We start from the raw sequence: 15,891 nt of genomic DNA, 5'->3' as shown, positions 1-15,891 counted from the left end.
AATTTAGTTTAGATCGTATTTTGTAATGTTAATAACTGCATCCTCATTTGTGTTGAAATAGATGCCATCGCAAGATACATCAGTTGGAAGTGATGCTGTCATAACGTACATTCCATCCTCGAAGAATACTTCCATGCTGTATCTATCCATTACAATTCTAAGCTTGATTGTTTCGCTCTTCCATGGAATATGAGCTCTACGCTGATGCACTATTGCACGTCTTGAACCAGAAAACTTTCTGTCAATCTTTGCAATGTTTTCCTTTGGACGAAGAACGATATCTGTATGATACTTATCATCTGCTGCAATTGAGATAACGAATCTGTCATACATAGCCTGAATATCCTTAGGCTTAACTTCTAATTCTAGATCTAAACATCTGCCATTAATGCCTTCTAATGAAACACCACCTGCAACGCTTTCGCTATCACTGTCTTTGATGTTCTTTGTAGCAGTAATATCGTAATTACGATACTCTACTTTATTAGAACGCATATCTTCTACTTCTTTAATTGGCCACTGGCATAATCTACCATCTCTGATGGAAAGCTCTCTTGGAAGTGACATCTGGCCGAACCATGGCTCTGATCCATCATGGGCCCCCGTTGTATCCCAGTTCTGCATCCAGCCAATCATGACTCTTCTGCCATCTTCTGTGAGAATTGTCTGCATAGCGTAGAAATCAATTCCGTAATCAACTGCCTGAACATTTTCTTCTGTAAATGTATCTGTTGCAGAATCGAAATCACCAATTATGCAGAGGTTACCATTGCCGTTGTGGAATTCAAATCCTTCAGGAAGCATATCCTGTGGACTTGTTAAAAGAACACCTTTGCCTTCTAATTCAAAGAAGTCTGGACATTCCCACATGAGACCATATCTGCGCTCATTCTTTGCAAATATTTTCTCGAACTCCCAGTGAATGCAATCTGCACTCTTAAATAGAAGTAAATGTCCACTTCCATCTGGTGCTCTGTTGGCAACTAAACATCTGTAGCTGCCATCTTCTTTTTTCCAAATCTTTGGATCTCTAAAATCTGTTTTGCTTGACCCCTCAGGGATAAGGTCTGAATTAATAACAGGATTGTTTTCGTATTTCTCGTAATCTAATCCATCACCGACTGCTATACACTGTGTCTGGAACTCTTTCATCTGACCATTTTCAGCTGTTCTTTTCATAACGCCAGTGTAGATAAGAAGATGTCTGCCATCCTCTAGAGTAATGGCACTTCCTGAGAAGACGCCATCCTTGTCGTAGAACTCATCTGGAGCCAAAGCAACTGGAAGAAACTCCCAATGAAGCAAATCAGTACTTGTGGCATGGCCCCAATGCATTGGGCCCCAGTGTGCATCATATGGATGATACTGGTAGAATAAATGATACTTCCCTTCATAATAACTTAATCCATTAGGGTCATTCATCCAACCAACCCTAGGCGACAAATGAAACTTTGGTCTATTCTCCTCAGGTATTAATTTCTCATAGACCTCCTCGTATTTTCTCGCCTCTCTAAGTGTTTGACTGCTCATTGGTATTTCTAATTCCTTCCATGTTTTATTTCTTAATTAGCATAGAAATCATCAAAGTACTTCTGATAGATTTCCAAATATTGATCTAAGCCATAGCTATCAACCTGATCAAGGTATGACTGCCAAGTAGCATCTGTAATACCATCTCTGATAAACTCAGCCTTGCTTGAATTTAAGTATGATACTAAATCTGTCTGGATTGTTGAAAGCTGTTCTGTATCATCAGCTGACATAAATACCTTTGGATATACATACTTGCAGTTCATATCATCTGTGTAGTAGTCCTTAATCCAATCAAGACGATACTGAGCATCATCTGGGCATGTTACATAAACATCATAGTATTCATCTAATATTGCAAGTGGTCCACCTACGCACTCAGCCTCACGAACCTCAACAGGTGAAGCATCACCTAAAGCTGCATGCTTAAGCATTGGCTCGCCGTCTGCATTCTCGCTAAGCTCGAAGATATCGAAATCATCATCCTCGCCGTATGTACCCCAGTTGTTCTGTGGAGACTGGAATGGATCATACATCTGATCTAACCAAGCACATACTAATGCAGGGTTTGAACATACACTTGTTACTACGCAACGTCCTCTATCAAAACCAGAAGTGAATGAACCGTTCTGTGGAGTAACGCTTACTGTATCTGCCTTAAGAGCTGCAAGTGGTACATAGTCCTGAATGTTGTCGATGTTTGCAACATCCCATGAGAAGCATACACCATATCTGTGTGATTTACCCTTTGCAACGTATGTTGACCAATCCTGTGTGAAGCACTCTGGATCGATTAAGCCTTCGCTGTAAAGCTTATGTAACCATTCTACACCATCTCTAAAACCATCTGTAGTTGCAGTACATACAACTTTTCCGTCATCATTTACTGCAATATGCTGACCCATATCTACATCACCGATACCATCGCCGAAACCATTAATCAAAAGGTTGGGATCCTGATCATTTACGATGCAAGACATAGGAATGATGTCACCATCAATATTGAACTCTTTCTGAAGCTCACTTGAGTGCTCCTGGAAAGCTAAAAGAACCTGCTCAAACTCATCTACTGTTGTAGGTGTTTCAAGTCCAAGGAAATCTAACCACTTCTGGTTGATGAATGTCATGTTGTTACCAACAGTCTGGATAGCAGTCTTTTCTGAACCAAGCTGCTCAATCCAAGGCAATGCCCAAATGTGTCCGTTTTCATCTTCGCACATTGTTCGATATTCTGGATACTTCTCGAATACAGCGCTTAAGTTTGGCATGTACTCATCAATGTAATCCTCTACGGGAATGATAACGCCCTGATCAGCGTATCTTAAAAGGTCACTATCACTGAAGCCTGCGTTAAACACGAAATCTGTAAGTGTATTTACATTTGCCATGTTTAATGAAATCTTGTCACCCCACTGATCTGAAGAAATGGCTGTCCATTCAACATGTACATTTGTGTCATCCTCAAGTCTCTTGAAGATTGTACGATTGTTTGGCTCCTCCTCTGTTCCTACTGGATAGCTAGTCATACCTGTGATTGTTACCTTCTCATCCAAAGGAAATGATAGATTTGATACATCTACCTTGTCTGCATTGCTTGCGCTGTTACCCTTTGATCCACAGCCTGTGAATGCTGATGCTGCCATAGTCATTGCAAGAGCGGCTGCTGCGAATCTCTTTACATTTTTCTTCATTTTATCTCCTCCATTTAATATATATAATAGCTGCACGCTACTATTTACCCCTTAACTGAACCAACCATAATTCCAGCATCGAAATACTTCTGGAAGAATGGATACATAACTAAAAGTGGCAAGCTTGAAATAATGATTGTTGAGTATTTTAATAACTCTGCAAGTCTTGCTCTTTCTGCTGTTGACTGCATATCTGCAATCATTCCTGCATCTGGCTGATTCTGAATCAGAATAGCTCTAAGTACCAACTGTAATGGCTGCTTTGAAGCTGTGTTTAAATAAATCATTGCATCGAAGTAGCTGTTCCACATTCCGACGAACTGCCATAAGCAAAGCACCGCAATAACTGGTGTACATACTGGAAGTAGAATCTTGAAGAATAATGTAAGCTCATTTGCTCCATCAACTTCTGCTGCTTCTCTAAGCTCTCCTGGGATTCCTTTATAATATGTACGTGCAATAATCATGTTCCAAACTGAGAAAGCACCTGGAAGAATTACTGCCCACATACTATCAAGAAGACCAAGGTTGCTGATTAACAAATATGTAGGAATCAATCCACCGCCGAAGAACATTGTTATCATAAAGATAACGTTAAATACCTTTTTACCTTTGAAGTCATCCAATGACATTGGGTAGGCACATAGCATTGTAATGGCGACTGATAGGAAGGTAAACAACAACGAATAAATTACGGCATTTCTAAAGCCTACCCAAATCTGTGAATTGGAAATAACTCTTTCATATGCTGTTAATGTCCATTTATCTAAGTCAAATGTGATTCCTTGGTTTTGCAATGTAATTGGATCCATAAATGAAGCAATTACTATGTAAACCATTGGCACGATTATGGCCAATACAAATAATCCTAAAAGTACATATCCAACTAATAAGAATGTTTTATCACCAGCTGAATACTTGGCAAATGTACTTTTCTTCTTTTTCTTATTCTCCATCGTATCCTCCCAATTACAGGCCCTGGCCGTCGTTCATTTTCTCAACAACTTTGTTTACTGATAAAAGTAGGATTAAGTTGATGACTGTGTTGAACAAACCAACCGCTGTTGAATAACTGTAGTTTCCATCCAACAAACCTTTTTTGTATACGTAAGTAGCAATGATTTCTGAAGCACCTAAGTTCAAGTCTGTCTGTAAAGCATATGCCTTTTCAAAACCAATGCTCATTATGTTACCAGCCTGTAAAATGAACTGGATGATTACCATATCTTTAATGGCAGGCCATTCAACTGCCTTAATCTGCTGGAAGATGTTTGCTCCGTCAATCTGAGCTGCTTCCTTTAATTCCTGACTAGCATTTGCAAGTGATGCTGTGTACATGATTGATGCCCAACCAGCACCCTGCCAAATACCACTTATAATGTAGATAGGTCTGAACGCTTCTGGAAGTGTAAGGAAGTTGATTGTTGTATGGAACAACATATTAACTGGTCCTGTTACTGAAAGAAGAATTCTTACCATACCGCAAAGTACAATTACTGATATGAAGTTTGGCATGTATAAAACAAGCTGAATCTTTTGTTTGATCTTGCTGCTCTCTATTCTATTAAGAAGAAGCGCAAGAATGATTGGAACTGGGAAGCCCCATAACAATCCAAATACACTAAGCTTTAATGTATTAACCAGATATGACATGAAATCTGGGGATGATAGGAACTGGCTGAAATATTCAAACCCAACCCATTCACTTCCGAAGAAGCCTTTGAAAGGACTGTACTTTTCAAATGCAATCAAAATACCACCCATCGGCAAATACTTAAAAATGATTGTAAGTAAAAGCGCTGGTCCCAAGAAGAAAACATATAGTCTCCAATGATGTGTCACATACGTAATCGTATTGTGAAATTTGCCTTCCTTTTCCATTTATCCTCCTCATATACACCCAAAACATTTGTGTGCGTTTGCACAACTTGTGTATGAATTTACTATACCATTTTTTACATTTGTGTCAATGCGTTTTTGTTTATTTGTAACATTATTACAATACTCTACTTTTCTTTTTGTAAAAATGGACCATCTCAATTTTTACATTTGACAAATATATTTTTACATTTTATAATTCTATCAACGGATTTAGACAATAAATCCTACAGCGGATTTTTACATAAAATAAATAGGAGAATATAATGGCAAACAAAGTTACAATTCAAGATATTGCCGATGCACTTGGCGTTTCAAGAAACACCGTATCAAAGGCAATCAATAACACTGGCATACTTGCAGATGCCACACGTGAAAAGGTATTAGCGAAGGCTGTTGAAATGGGGTACAAACAGTTTTCATACGCAAATTCAGTTTCCGATATCTTCGGAGGAAGCATAGTAAAGAAACCAGAGCACACTGGTGAAATAGCTCTTTTTACAGGAAGCTTTTTGGATAACTCCCATTTTGCTTCTACTATGTTAGATAAATTCCAGCACGAAATTACAGATTTGGGATATAGCATGTTGATGCATCGTGTTACTCCTGCCAATATTGCTGATATGGTTTTACCAGCCAGCTTTAACAGCGAGCGCACAAAAGGCATCATCTGTGTAGAGATGTTCAATCAGAAATATTGCGAGATGCTTTGCAGTCTTGACATTCCAATGCTATTTGTAGATGCACCAGTTGAAAGCTACAGCAATCAGCTTGAAGCGGATGTGCTTATGATGGATAATTCTGCGGGCTTCTTTAACTTGATTTCTAATATGAAAGAACGCGGTGTTAAAAAGATTGGTTTCGTTGGCCAGGCTAATCACTGCCGCTCTTTCTTTGAACGATATATGGCTTTTAGAAATGCAATGTATTTAAATGGACTTCCAATAGATGAAAAGTTCTGTCTTACAGATATTCATCCACATGGCCCAGAATATTTTGCAAATCTATTTAAAGTCATTTCAGCACTTGATGAGCTTCCAGAATTGCTTATCTGCGCCAACGATTTCATTGCAATAGACATAATCAACTGCCTCAAGGTTATGGGTCTTTCATATCCAAAGGATGTTATGGTTGCAGGCTTTGATGATTCAGCAGAATCAAAGGTTATGACACCAGCCTTAACCACCTGTCACATTCATTCACAGATTATGGGCTTTACTGCTGCCAATCTTTTGGTATCTCGTATCGAACAGCCTGATTTAAACTATCGCACTGTTTATACCGAGACAAACCTTATTTATAGAGAATCTACTAGGGATTAATTAGTAGGAGTTTTTATGAGAAATTTACTTAATTACGACGGTCCGGTTCTGACCTTTCTTACCAAGATTGTCTACAGCGTCTGGCTAAATATACTTTGGTTTATTTGCTGTATACCAATTGTCACAATCGGAGCATCTACAACAGCTTTGTACTACTGCTGTCAAAAGATAGTAAAAGATGAAGAAGGCTATATTACCAAGGCATTCTTTAAAGCTTTTAAGGATGATTTTAAGAAAAGCACTGTTATCGGATTAATTATGACCTTGCTAGGATGCATCATCATCACAGATGGATACATTCTTTATCATCTTTGTTTTACATCAAAGCTTTGGACATTAATCAGTGCTGTACTTATCATAGCCTCTATCGCATATACGATAGTATTGCTTTGGATTTATCCTTTGCATGCCCACTTCGAAAATACGATAATCAACCTATTTAAGAACTCAATTATGCTAGGCATGCGTTTTATTTTTTGCACTGTAATAATGTTTGGCGTATTTCTAATTATGGGATATATCGTATATTACGTTTGCACACCATGTATCATCATGGGTGTTGGCACATGTGCACTTATTAATTCCATGCTAATGAAAAATATTCTGATTCAATGCGAGCTACAAAGCACTGAGAACTATGAAGAACAAAACTAATACATTTTCACAATTAAACAGAAAACAAAAGCTGCAGTACATCATGGATTACTACAAAATCCACATAATAGTCACTGCAGCTATTATTTGTATTCTTTTTTCTATCATAAGAACTGTTCATAAGAATCACGACATAGATTTATATGCGGCCTATGTAAACATCGCCGCAGATGATAGTTTGCTTGAATCTATCGATGATGCGACAGGTCTTAACATTTCTAATTACACAAATCTACTTATCACTGAAGATCCAGCCAGCGACAATCTGGAGTATGCCTATGCATCTTCTATGAAGCTCATGTCTGCAATTAGTGCTGGCAAGCTTGATATCATTGTTGCTGATAGCTACGGCATCGAAATGGCTAATAACGCTGGATATCTTACAAATCCAAAGGATTATTTAGAGTCAAAAAATCCTGCTCTCGCAAACAAATTAGAGAACTATTACATAGAGGATGAAAGCTGTGTTCCATATGCCATCGATTTATCTTACTCTAATTTATTTGTTCAAGCAGGTTTTTCTGAACATCTTTATGTTGGCATCGTCGCCTCTGAGGAGGTTGCCCCAGAGGTTTCCGATTACCTGTTATCAATCAACTGATTTGATATTTACCACTAATCTGCCTCCATCCCAAGCATCGTTGCCTTCTGGATCTATGGCAAATAGTATTACATCGCCTTTCTTTACATCTATTGTTTTATCAAATGTGGCTTCTCTTTCTGAATCAAAGTTTCCAGCTGTTTGATTTTCAAAGTATATCTCCTGGCCGTTGACTCTGATTCTCATGCAGGTTCCTGTAGCATTTTCATCTTCACTATTTGCAAACTTCACATAGCTTCCTGAAATATTGATTGTTCCATCTTCTGCTACTACCCATTTGTACGCTGCATTTCTGCCGTTTCCTGGTTCAACAAAATCTGACTTAAGCTCTGGCTTGCCATCATTGTAGTATCTGTTTGCCCCTGAATCATAGCCTAACTCGCTAAAGTTTGCTCCGTCCCAGTCGCACATTCCATAATACCATCCATCAGAGCCCTGCTCACCAAATGCAGATGCAAGATTAGTATTATTTGTTCTGCCATCTGTTTCAGGTTCATCTGATGGCTCTGGGTCTGTGTTTTCACCTGGATTTTCTGGCTCATCAGGATCATCTGGAGTGTCCGGAGTCTCTGGTTCATCATCATTTCCCGTTCCATCAGAAATCTTGATTTCAAGACGTCCACCGTCATAACTATCGTTGCCCTCAGGATTTACCGCAAATACGATTTCATCTCCTTCATGAACAACATATTCTTCATTGATATCTCTAGTGACTTCGCTTGAGAAGTTTCCTTGAACGCCAATAAACTTCTTTTCCTCACCATTGATAAAGATTCTGATAACTACGCCATCTGCTGCAGGATCATCACTGCTAACAAACTTAGTATATTTTCCTGTTATCTTAATCTTTCCTGTTTCACCTGCAACCCATTTGTATGCAGCGTTCTTACCATTACCTGGTTCAACAAAATCTGCCTTAAGCTCTGGCTTACCATTGTTGTAGTATCTGTTGTTTTCTGTGTCCATTTCAAGCAATTCAAAGTTCTTGCCATCCCAGTCACACATTCCATAATACCAACCATCTGAACCCTGCTCACCGAATGCTTTCTTAAGGTCTGTATTATTTGTTCTGCTCGATGCTGTTTCCTTTGCTTCATAGATGCTAACTGAAAGTCTACCAGCATCATATGCGTTATTTCCTTTTGCTGAGATTACAAATGATACTTTATCGCCTCTATGAATATCCTGCTTGGTGAACATGAAATCGATTTTGTTATCATTTCCATCACCTGCAAATACTGCAACATCCTGCTCAGTTAAAAGCTTATCATTTATGTAAATCTGAATCTTTGTACCATCTGGATAGCTTGGATTTGAATCATTCTGACCAAACTTTACATAATCTCCTAAAATATCAATTTTGCCGTCTGAATAAGCTACCCACTGATAAATGGCTGCTCCATCTTTTCCTGGATGAACGTAATCTTTCTTGATTTCCAGACCTTCATTCTTTCCTGAAAGATATGCTGTACTATCATCATTCATGTAGTGAAGAACCTTTGCATCCTTCAGTGATGTGCCATCTAAGAACCACCATCCATCTGTACCCTGCTCTATTGAATCTATAGCACCGAGCACTGTATTGTTTGTTCTCTTTTTGTCGCCTACTCCAACCTTTGTTGCATTAGCATCTTCAATGTCAATTTCAAGGCGTCCGCCGTCCCAGGCATTGTTCTTATTGCAGCCAATATCAAAAGTAATAACATCTCCAGCTTTAACACTAAGCTTTGAAATATTTATATCTGTCTTGTAGCTTCTGTCCTCACCTCGTGGGCATGCACAGGTTTCATCAAATATATCCTTGCCATTCTTGTAAACCGTTACTACTGTTCCATCAGGCCATGATGCATTTGGATCTTCGTGTCCAAATTTCACATAGGCTCCAGTTATATCAATTTGACCATCCACAGCAACAACCCACTTATACATTGCATGAGCATTGAGACGAGGCTGAACGAAATCCTTCTTAACCTCTAAGCCCTTAAGCTTTCTAGAAGTATAGCCGGTACCATCCTCTGTCTTCTGGCGAAGGACCTCTGCCTTATCTACACTCTTGCCTTCCCAGTAGTACCAACCATTGTTGCCCTGCTCGCCAAAATCTAAAGCAAGATTAGCATAGTTGCTACCACTATTGTTTACCATATCAACAGTTTTTAAATCTGCATCTTCAATTACAAATGTGAAATTACCACCGTCATATGCTGTATTTTCCTTGCCATCTACCATAAGTGTCAGGCAATCTCCTGCTTTTACATTTACACCTTCTACTGACAAATCCTTTGTTACTTCTTTATCTGTAAGAGGTTCAAAATCCTGCTGTTTAAGGATTTCGTTATTCTTCTTGAGATATACTGTTACACCATCTGGCCAATCAGGATTTGCATCCTCATTTTTCAGCTTTGTATAGGTCAATGAAATATCTACTGGACCTGTCTGTGCTGCAACCCATTTTACATTTGCCGATCTGCCTTTGTTAGCTGGCATAATGTAGTCTCTCTTTATTTCAATTCCATCGTTAGTTGTGTATTTATCATTCTCTTTGTAGGTTTCAACATTTACTGCAAAATCTGGATCAAGGTAATATCCTGACTGGAATACCCATCCATTGCTTCCCTGCTTTCCGAAGTCTTCCTGCATAGAAGCGTTATTTGTTCTAGAACCACCAGTATAAGTAACATCCTTATGAGTCTTTCCTGTAAGAGGAGATAAGCCCTTTATTGAAAACTCATATTTTCCTCCATCATAGGCGTTATTATCCTTACCATTTACAACCATTGTGATGAAGTCGTCTTTTTTAACAGACACTTTTTCAACATTTAACGACTTTGTAATCTCTTTTTTAGTATCAGCTTCAAACTCTTCCTGAACTAGAACTTCATCATTGTGATAGATGGTTACTCTAGTACCATCAGGCCAGCTTGGATTCTTATCTTCGTTTTTGAACTTGGTATAAGATGCATCGATTTTGATATCACCAGTCTGAGCAACCTTCCACTTAATTACTGCTGATTTGCCCTTTCCTGTGTTTACAAAATCACGCTTGATTTCCAAATAGCTGCTATCAAAATATCTATCTTCTTCAGTTTCGAAGTTTTGCATGTTATAGGAACCAGTTGGCTCATCACCAAATCCATCCTGATAGAACCATCCGTTTTTGCCCTGCTCGCCGAAATCATATTTTACATCTGCAAAGTTCTGTCTTGTCTCCGATTCATCTATCTGAACATCTGCTTCTGTAGTTGCTCCTGTTCTATCAATGATATTAATATCGAAGCATCCGCCGTCATATGATGAGTTAATTCCTGCATCAACCACAAAATATAGCTTATCTTCTGTAGTTACTTCTAAGTCCTTCTCTCTAAAGGAAATGCTGTTTTCTCCCTTAGCTGGAGCAGCCACCTTCTTGTTGAATAGTTTTTCACCATTCTTGTATACAGATACGACTACACCATCTGGCCATGTTGGATCACCATCGTTTTGCTCAAACTTGGTGTACTTTCCTCTGACCTCAATCTTTCCATCCACTGCTGGCTGCCAGCAAAGCATAGCCTCATCATTTATAGCCGGATGGATGAAATACTGGCTAATTGTAAGATTTGGAGATGTAACATTCATGTATGCTCCATCTTTTTCTGTGGATACAAGCTTGGCATCCTTTACACTTTTGCCGTAAAGATACGTCCAACCATTATTTCCCTGCTTTCCAAAATCCTCCTGAGAGTTTGCATTATTATTCTCTCTTGTGGTATCTACCGAAGCAGTTGGCCCTTTAGCGTTTACATCGTTGATTGCAACATAAAGCGAACCACCATCAAATGCATTGTTCATGTTAGAGTCAACGATAAAGTATAGGCTCTCCAATTCCTCCACAGATAAATCCTTGATTGTTTCCTCTACAACCTCTTCCTTATCTGTGCTTACATCTACTTCGTATCTGCCAATTGCTTCATCGCCCTTGTACACATAAAGTGTGACACCATCTGGATAAGAAGGATTCTTGTCCTTGTTGGCATTCTTTACGTAAGTCAGCTGTACATTTACCTTACCTGTATCTGCAGCTCGCCACTCAAGAATTGGCGCCGTTCCTTCGGCAGTGTGTATAAAGTTTGATTTTATTTCCATGCCCGTTTTACCAAGCTGGAAATATTTTTCCCCATCATAAGACTCAAGTCGTCTAGACTTTACTGGGTCTAGGGCTGAACCATATCTATAAAACCAGCCGTTATTTCCCTGCTCACCAAAATCTGCCACATTAAAGGCATTGTTTGTTCTGCTTGGATCATCCACAAATTCAGGCTCTACGTATTCGTCTGAAAAAAATGAATCCGGCCATCCGCCTCCTAAGGCTATTATCTCATCCTTAATTTCCATAGGATGATTCGTCATTATCACTGCAGCAACCGCAATAGCTGCCGTGGTTCCAGATGCAATCAGCGCCGTTTTTACCTTGTGAGCCAGGATAGCCTGAAGCACCTTACTAATCCCCTCTTTTAACATTATTATCCTCCTACTTACTAATACTCATATTTTCGAATACCACATTAGAATTAACTGAGAAGATTCCCCATTCCATTCCCTGTGATAAATACATGCGAGTTGTAAAAGCCAGCTCATCGTTTACATACATGCAAACAACTCCATCAGAAATAACCATTGATACATGTAGCTCTTTCTCCTTTGACAAATCAAAATCAACATATGATTGAGCGCTTATTTCCATTATGTTGCTGCCGTTGTAAAACTCGATTCTATTATTTGCCCCGTTGAAAATGATATTCAGATTACCTACATTTTCAGTGTTTGTATTGAAGCAAAAGCCAAACATGCCATCAGCATCAAAATCCTTGATGTCTGCCTTTAACAGGTAGCTTCCCATTAGATTCTTGAAGCCCACCATTTCATATTTGTCGCCGCTAAAGGTATAGGTTGTACCGTCTGCTTTCACAGTCTCTGTCATTTTCAGTGGTTCCAAATCAAGTTCATGTATCAGCTTCTTATTAATCTCTGGATTCAAAACTGGTGATAATGTTCCATCATCATTTTGATTCAAAAGATGAGTGACCATATTTCCACCCCAGTCATATTCTCCTGTATCCTGGTGTTCCTTCTTGGTTCCATTCCAGCCTACTACATAAAGATTTTCTCCATCTGTCTCCAATCTTCCTGCGTAGAATCCATTGCAATCAAATGTATCTCTTTCAGGCTTTTCAAATGGACCATCCAAAGAATCTGATACTCGATAGTGAACAACTCTGTTTGGCCACTGATCAGAAAATGCCAAATAGTATTTTCCTTTATATTGAAGAAGCGATGGACACTCCATATTTGAGTCGGTCCCCAAATCATTCTCAAAAAAGACTCCCTCGTCAGTCCATTTGCTCAAATCTTTGGATGTGTATTTTACGATAACTCCCTTATTATCAAAACGAGTGGTTACGAGCATCTCGTAGCATTTGTCATCAGCCGAATAATAAACATATGGATCTCTGAAATCGTCTGTGGAATACTTGCCTGCACCTGTAAATGTATCTGATGGAATCTTTTCCCAGTTTTCAAGGTCCGAACTTGTTGCATGCATCACAGCTTCCTTTGGGTCAAATGTATCATTGTGTCCTGTGTAAAATGCATGATAGATTCCCTTGTCATCTTTAATTACACTTCCTGTACCAAGGGCTATATCCTGACTTTCAATTGTCTCACCATAATTGATTACCACGCCCTTGTCATCATACTCAGTGAAATTAGTAGTCTGAATCAAAGCCCATGGATGATATCCCTGCTTTCCATTTCGCTGATCTGCCAAATAGAAAACATTATATTTTCCATCATCGTAAAAAGGCATTGTGTCACCAATAAACCCTTCTACCGATGCTGGGAACAATTCGTAGTTTTCATATTCTTCTCCCATGTACTTTTCTTCCTCTGCCTCTACTGTTTGATTGCCGCATCCAATCATATTAATTGCCATGATACCGGCCAATGTCACTACTGCTGCTTTTCTCATATTACCTCCCTAAGGTGCATTTGCACTATATCTTGCACCATAAATTTTACATTCATGGTGCATATAAATCAATAATGCTTTGCAAAAGTAACATATTTTTGTGCAAATGTAATTAAATGCACCATCCATTTTGTTAGAATTTACATACTAGACTATTTCAAAATGTTACAATTGACACATTTATCACCTTCAAGTATGATTGATATTAGATTAGATTTAGGAGACTATTATGAGTAAAAGGGTTACTTTACAAGAAATTGCAGACGCTCTTGGATTGTCACGAAATACTGTTTCAAGAGCCCTTAATAATACAGGAAATGTTTCAGAAGAAACACGAAATCAGATATGCCAAACTGCCATTTCAATGGGATATAAGCAATTTAGTATGCCTGATTCAAGAGCCATATACAATGGTGCAGTGAGTGCAAATGTACCTGCTTCAGATGGAAAAACTGAAATTGCGCTATTTACTCATTCCTTCCCTGGCTATTCTCACTCTGGAACCAAGCTTTTAGAAGCATTCCAGCACAAAATCGATAGCCTTGGCTACAAATTAACCATCAACATTATCAGAGATTATGAAATAGACAATCTATGTTTCCCTAGCAATCTCAACATTGATAATATTGCCGGTATTCTATGTATAGAGCTATTTTCTGAAAAGTACAGCGAGTTCTTGTGCAAGCAAAACATACCTCTTCTATTCATAGATAGCCCTATATCCCATCGCTGCGATATCAATGCAGATGTTTTATATATGGAAAATCTATCAAGCTCTTATCACATGCTTGATACTCTGATTAAAAAAGACTGCAAGAATATCTCTTTCGTAGGTGACCGTTTCCACTGCCAATCATTCTTTGAGAGATGGCAAGCATACGTGTCTGTTCTTGCAGATAGAGGAATAAATATAGATACAGCAAACTGCATATTAGAGGATGACAGTTGCCCATATTCAGATGTTATATGGCTTAGTGAACAAATAAAAGCCCTTAAAACCATGCCAGATTTGTTCTTCTGTGCTAACGACTTCTTGGCAATGTCGGTTTTAAAGGCTCTTAGATTATTAGGCAAGGATGCTCCTGCAGATGTAAAGGTGTGTGGCTTTGATGATGCCCCTGAGGCAGCCCTTTTAGAGCCAAGCCTCACAACCGTTAAAATCCATAGCAGTTCTATGGGTTACACAGCTGCAGAAATTCTTCTTTCTAGAATTGCAAATCCTCTTATGCCATATAAGAAAACATACATCGAAACTGATGTTATATACAGGGATTCCACTAAATAAGTGGAATCCTTTATTTTATATATTTTTTGAAGAAAGCAACCTCATCCTGGTTGATTTGTTTTGCCTCTTCAAGATTCATATTGACATGGCACACATGTCCCATGTATTCCTGACCTTCCGTTCCATAAAGCTTCCATTCTGTATCAATCCCCTTGTCCTTAAGAAAATTGTACATAGGCTCTGCATTGTCCTTCAGGAAATCATAGTAGGATGTCATAACATAAGCTGGTGGGAAGTTTTCAGTAATGTGACCTAACACATCAAGCTGTTTCTTTACTTCATCATCGTCTCTTCCAACATACATGTTGTACAAATCCTGAGTAAATTTTTCATTTCCCTTTCCACCTGCTTCAAGGCCAAATTTATACATTCCACAATTGAGAGCAATAGCCCTAACCTTTATTTCCTGTGGAGTACTGAATGGAAATAGCTTTTCATACTCTGGATTTGTGAAGATAGCTGCATAATGGCTGCACATCTGTGCTCCAGCAGAATCGCCTACCAAAAATACATTATTAATATCGATATTGTACTGGGCTGCATTTTTCACCATCCACTGCATCACTTGATTGATTTCACTAAGCTGAGATGGGAACTTAGCCTTAGGTGCCAAATGATAGTTGAAATTCACAACTGTGAATCCAAGGCCTGCAAGATATACACAATAGTGTTTGTAAATCTCCTTTGTGCCGTAGATATATCCACCGCCATGAATACTGACAATTGTTGGTTGAATTTCATTTGTGCCCTTCTTGAAATAAACATCTAAAAGGTTGTATTTATCGCTATTCCCAAGGTAGTTGATGTTTGTTTCAAGCTCGATATCATCTGGTACTGTCAATGTAGAATCCCTCTTTTTGTCCCCCTTTGCTGCCATATACTTAAACATGAAAGTTTGAAATGACATAATACATTATCCTCCTGTG

At 38.7% G+C, this 15,891-nt stretch carries 11 protein-coding genes; 4 read left to right on the top strand and 7 right to left on the bottom strand.

Features of this window, described 5'->3' with window-relative positions; translation table 11 throughout:
- Nucleotides 1-3: 3 nt before the first annotated feature.
- From BMY66_RS11945 to BMY66_RS11930, 4 genes are read right to left on the bottom strand one after another with little or no spacing between them, the layout of a single operon-like run.
- On the bottom strand, nucleotides 4-1,530 hold the full coding sequence (locus BMY66_RS11945) for a glycoside hydrolase family 32 protein (RefSeq protein ID WP_090395328.1): 1,527 nt from the start codon (nucleotides 1,528-1,530) through the stop codon (nucleotides 4-6).
- A 32-nt stretch (nucleotides 1,531-1,562) separates the two neighbouring features.
- A complete protein-coding gene (locus BMY66_RS11940; protein WP_044936008.1) occupies nucleotides 1,563-3,221 on the bottom strand; it encodes an ABC transporter substrate-binding protein in 1,659 nt (552 codons plus the stop codon).
- A gap of 44 nt (nucleotides 3,222-3,265) precedes the next feature.
- Nucleotides 3,266-4,177 carry a carbohydrate ABC transporter permease gene (locus BMY66_RS11935; protein ID WP_074790207.1) on the bottom strand — a complete coding sequence of 304 codons (912 nt, stop codon included), beginning with the start codon at nucleotides 4,175-4,177 and terminating at the stop codon, nucleotides 3,266-3,268.
- Nucleotides 4,178-4,190: 13 nt separating this feature from the next.
- Nucleotides 4,191-5,102, bottom strand: coding sequence for an ABC transporter permease (locus BMY66_RS11930; protein ID WP_044936003.1), 912 nt, complete (start codon nucleotides 5,100-5,102; stop codon nucleotides 4,191-4,193).
- Between the two features lie 263 nt (nucleotides 5,103-5,365).
- On the opposite strand from BMY66_RS11930, the gene BMY66_RS11925 reads away from it, so the two are divergent.
- From BMY66_RS11925 to BMY66_RS11915, 3 genes are read left to right on the top strand one after another with little or no spacing between them, the layout of a single operon-like run.
- The gene (locus tag BMY66_RS11925; RefSeq protein WP_090395327.1) at nucleotides 5,366-6,421 is read left to right on the top strand and encodes a LacI family DNA-binding transcriptional regulator; all 1,056 of its coding nucleotides are present in this window, start codon (nucleotides 5,366-5,368) and stop codon (nucleotides 6,419-6,421) included.
- Nucleotides 6,422-6,436: 15 nt separating this feature from the next.
- Nucleotides 6,437-7,075 (top strand): YesL family protein, encoded by a 639-nt coding sequence (locus BMY66_RS11920; protein WP_090395326.1) that lies wholly within the window; start codon nucleotides 6,437-6,439, stop codon nucleotides 7,073-7,075.
- A complete protein-coding gene (locus BMY66_RS11915) occupies nucleotides 7,059-7,676 on the top strand; it encodes a hypothetical protein (protein ID WP_090395325.1) in 618 nt (205 codons plus the stop codon). The genes BMY66_RS11920 and BMY66_RS11915 overlap by 17 nt, the downstream gene beginning before the upstream one ends.
- On the opposite strand, the gene BMY66_RS11910 is transcribed toward BMY66_RS11915, so the two are convergent.
- Both BMY66_RS11910 and BMY66_RS11905 read right to left on the bottom strand, forming a co-directional pair.
- Entirely contained in the window at nucleotides 7,665-12,173 is a 4,509-nt protein-coding gene (locus BMY66_RS11910; RefSeq protein ID WP_090395324.1) for a hypothetical protein, read from the bottom strand. The genes BMY66_RS11915 and BMY66_RS11910 overlap by 12 nt on opposite strands.
- Nucleotides 12,174-12,183: 10 nt before the next feature.
- Nucleotides 12,184-13,680 (bottom strand): glycoside hydrolase family 32 protein, encoded by a 1,497-nt coding sequence (locus BMY66_RS11905; RefSeq protein ID WP_090395323.1) that lies wholly within the window; start codon nucleotides 13,678-13,680, stop codon nucleotides 12,184-12,186.
- Nucleotides 13,681-13,909: 229 nt separating this feature from the next.
- Here BMY66_RS11905 and BMY66_RS11900 point away from each other — a divergent pair, with 229 nt between their 5' ends.
- Nucleotides 13,910-14,965 (top strand): LacI family DNA-binding transcriptional regulator, encoded by a 1,056-nt coding sequence (locus tag BMY66_RS11900; RefSeq protein ID WP_090395322.1) that lies wholly within the window; start codon nucleotides 13,910-13,912, stop codon nucleotides 14,963-14,965.
- 10 nt (nucleotides 14,966-14,975) lie between these two features.
- Here BMY66_RS11900 and BMY66_RS11895 read toward each other — a convergent pair whose 3' ends face one another.
- A complete protein-coding gene (locus BMY66_RS11895; RefSeq protein WP_090395321.1) occupies nucleotides 14,976-15,872 on the bottom strand; it encodes an alpha/beta hydrolase in 897 nt (298 codons plus the stop codon).
- Nucleotides 15,873-15,891: the final 19 nt, after the last annotated feature.

It is taken from the genome of Pseudobutyrivibrio sp. C4 (assembly GCF_900111635.1).
GTDB classification, from domain to species: domain Bacteria; phylum Bacillota; class Clostridia; order Lachnospirales; family Lachnospiraceae; genus Pseudobutyrivibrio; species Pseudobutyrivibrio ruminis.
The sequence above is the reverse complement of the archived record's forward strand: the minus strand, read 5'-3'. Positions and strand labels throughout refer to the sequence as shown.

Bases quoted from the DNA above. Each gene is read 5' to 3' on its own strand.
- BMY66_RS11945 (WP_090395328.1), bottom strand. From the start codon at position 1,530: ATGAGCAGTCAAACACTTAGAGAGGCGAGAAAATACGAGGAGGTCTAT.
- BMY66_RS11930 (WP_044936003.1), bottom strand. From the start codon at position 5,102: ATGGAAAAGGAAGGCAAATTTCACAATACGATTACGTATGTGACACAT.
- BMY66_RS11905 (WP_090395323.1), bottom strand. From the start codon at position 13,680: ATGAGAAAAGCAGCAGTAGTGACATTGGCCGGTATCATGGCAATTAAT.
- BMY66_RS11925 (WP_090395327.1), top strand. From the start codon at position 5,366: ATGGCAAACAAAGTTACAATTCAAGATATTGCCGATGCACTTGGCGTT.
- BMY66_RS11910 (WP_090395324.1), bottom strand. From the start codon at position 12,173: ATGTTAAAAGAGGGGATTAGTAAGGTGCTTCAGGCTATCCTGGCTCAC.
- BMY66_RS11940 (WP_044936008.1), bottom strand. From the start codon at position 3,221: ATGAAGAAAAATGTAAAGAGATTCGCAGCAGCCGCTCTTGCAATGACT.
- BMY66_RS11920 (WP_090395326.1), top strand. From the start codon at position 6,437: ATGAGAAATTTACTTAATTACGACGGTCCGGTTCTGACCTTTCTTACC.
- BMY66_RS11915 (WP_090395325.1), top strand. From the start codon at position 7,059: ATGAAGAACAAAACTAATACATTTTCACAATTAAACAGAAAACAAAAG.
- BMY66_RS11935 (WP_074790207.1), bottom strand. From the start codon at position 4,177: ATGGAGAATAAGAAAAAGAAGAAAAGTACATTTGCCAAGTATTCAGCT.
- BMY66_RS11900 (WP_090395322.1), top strand. From the start codon at position 13,910: ATGAGTAAAAGGGTTACTTTACAAGAAATTGCAGACGCTCTTGGATTG.
- BMY66_RS11895 (WP_090395321.1), bottom strand. From the start codon at position 15,872: ATGTCATTTCAAACTTTCATGTTTAAGTATATGGCAGCAAAGGGGGAC.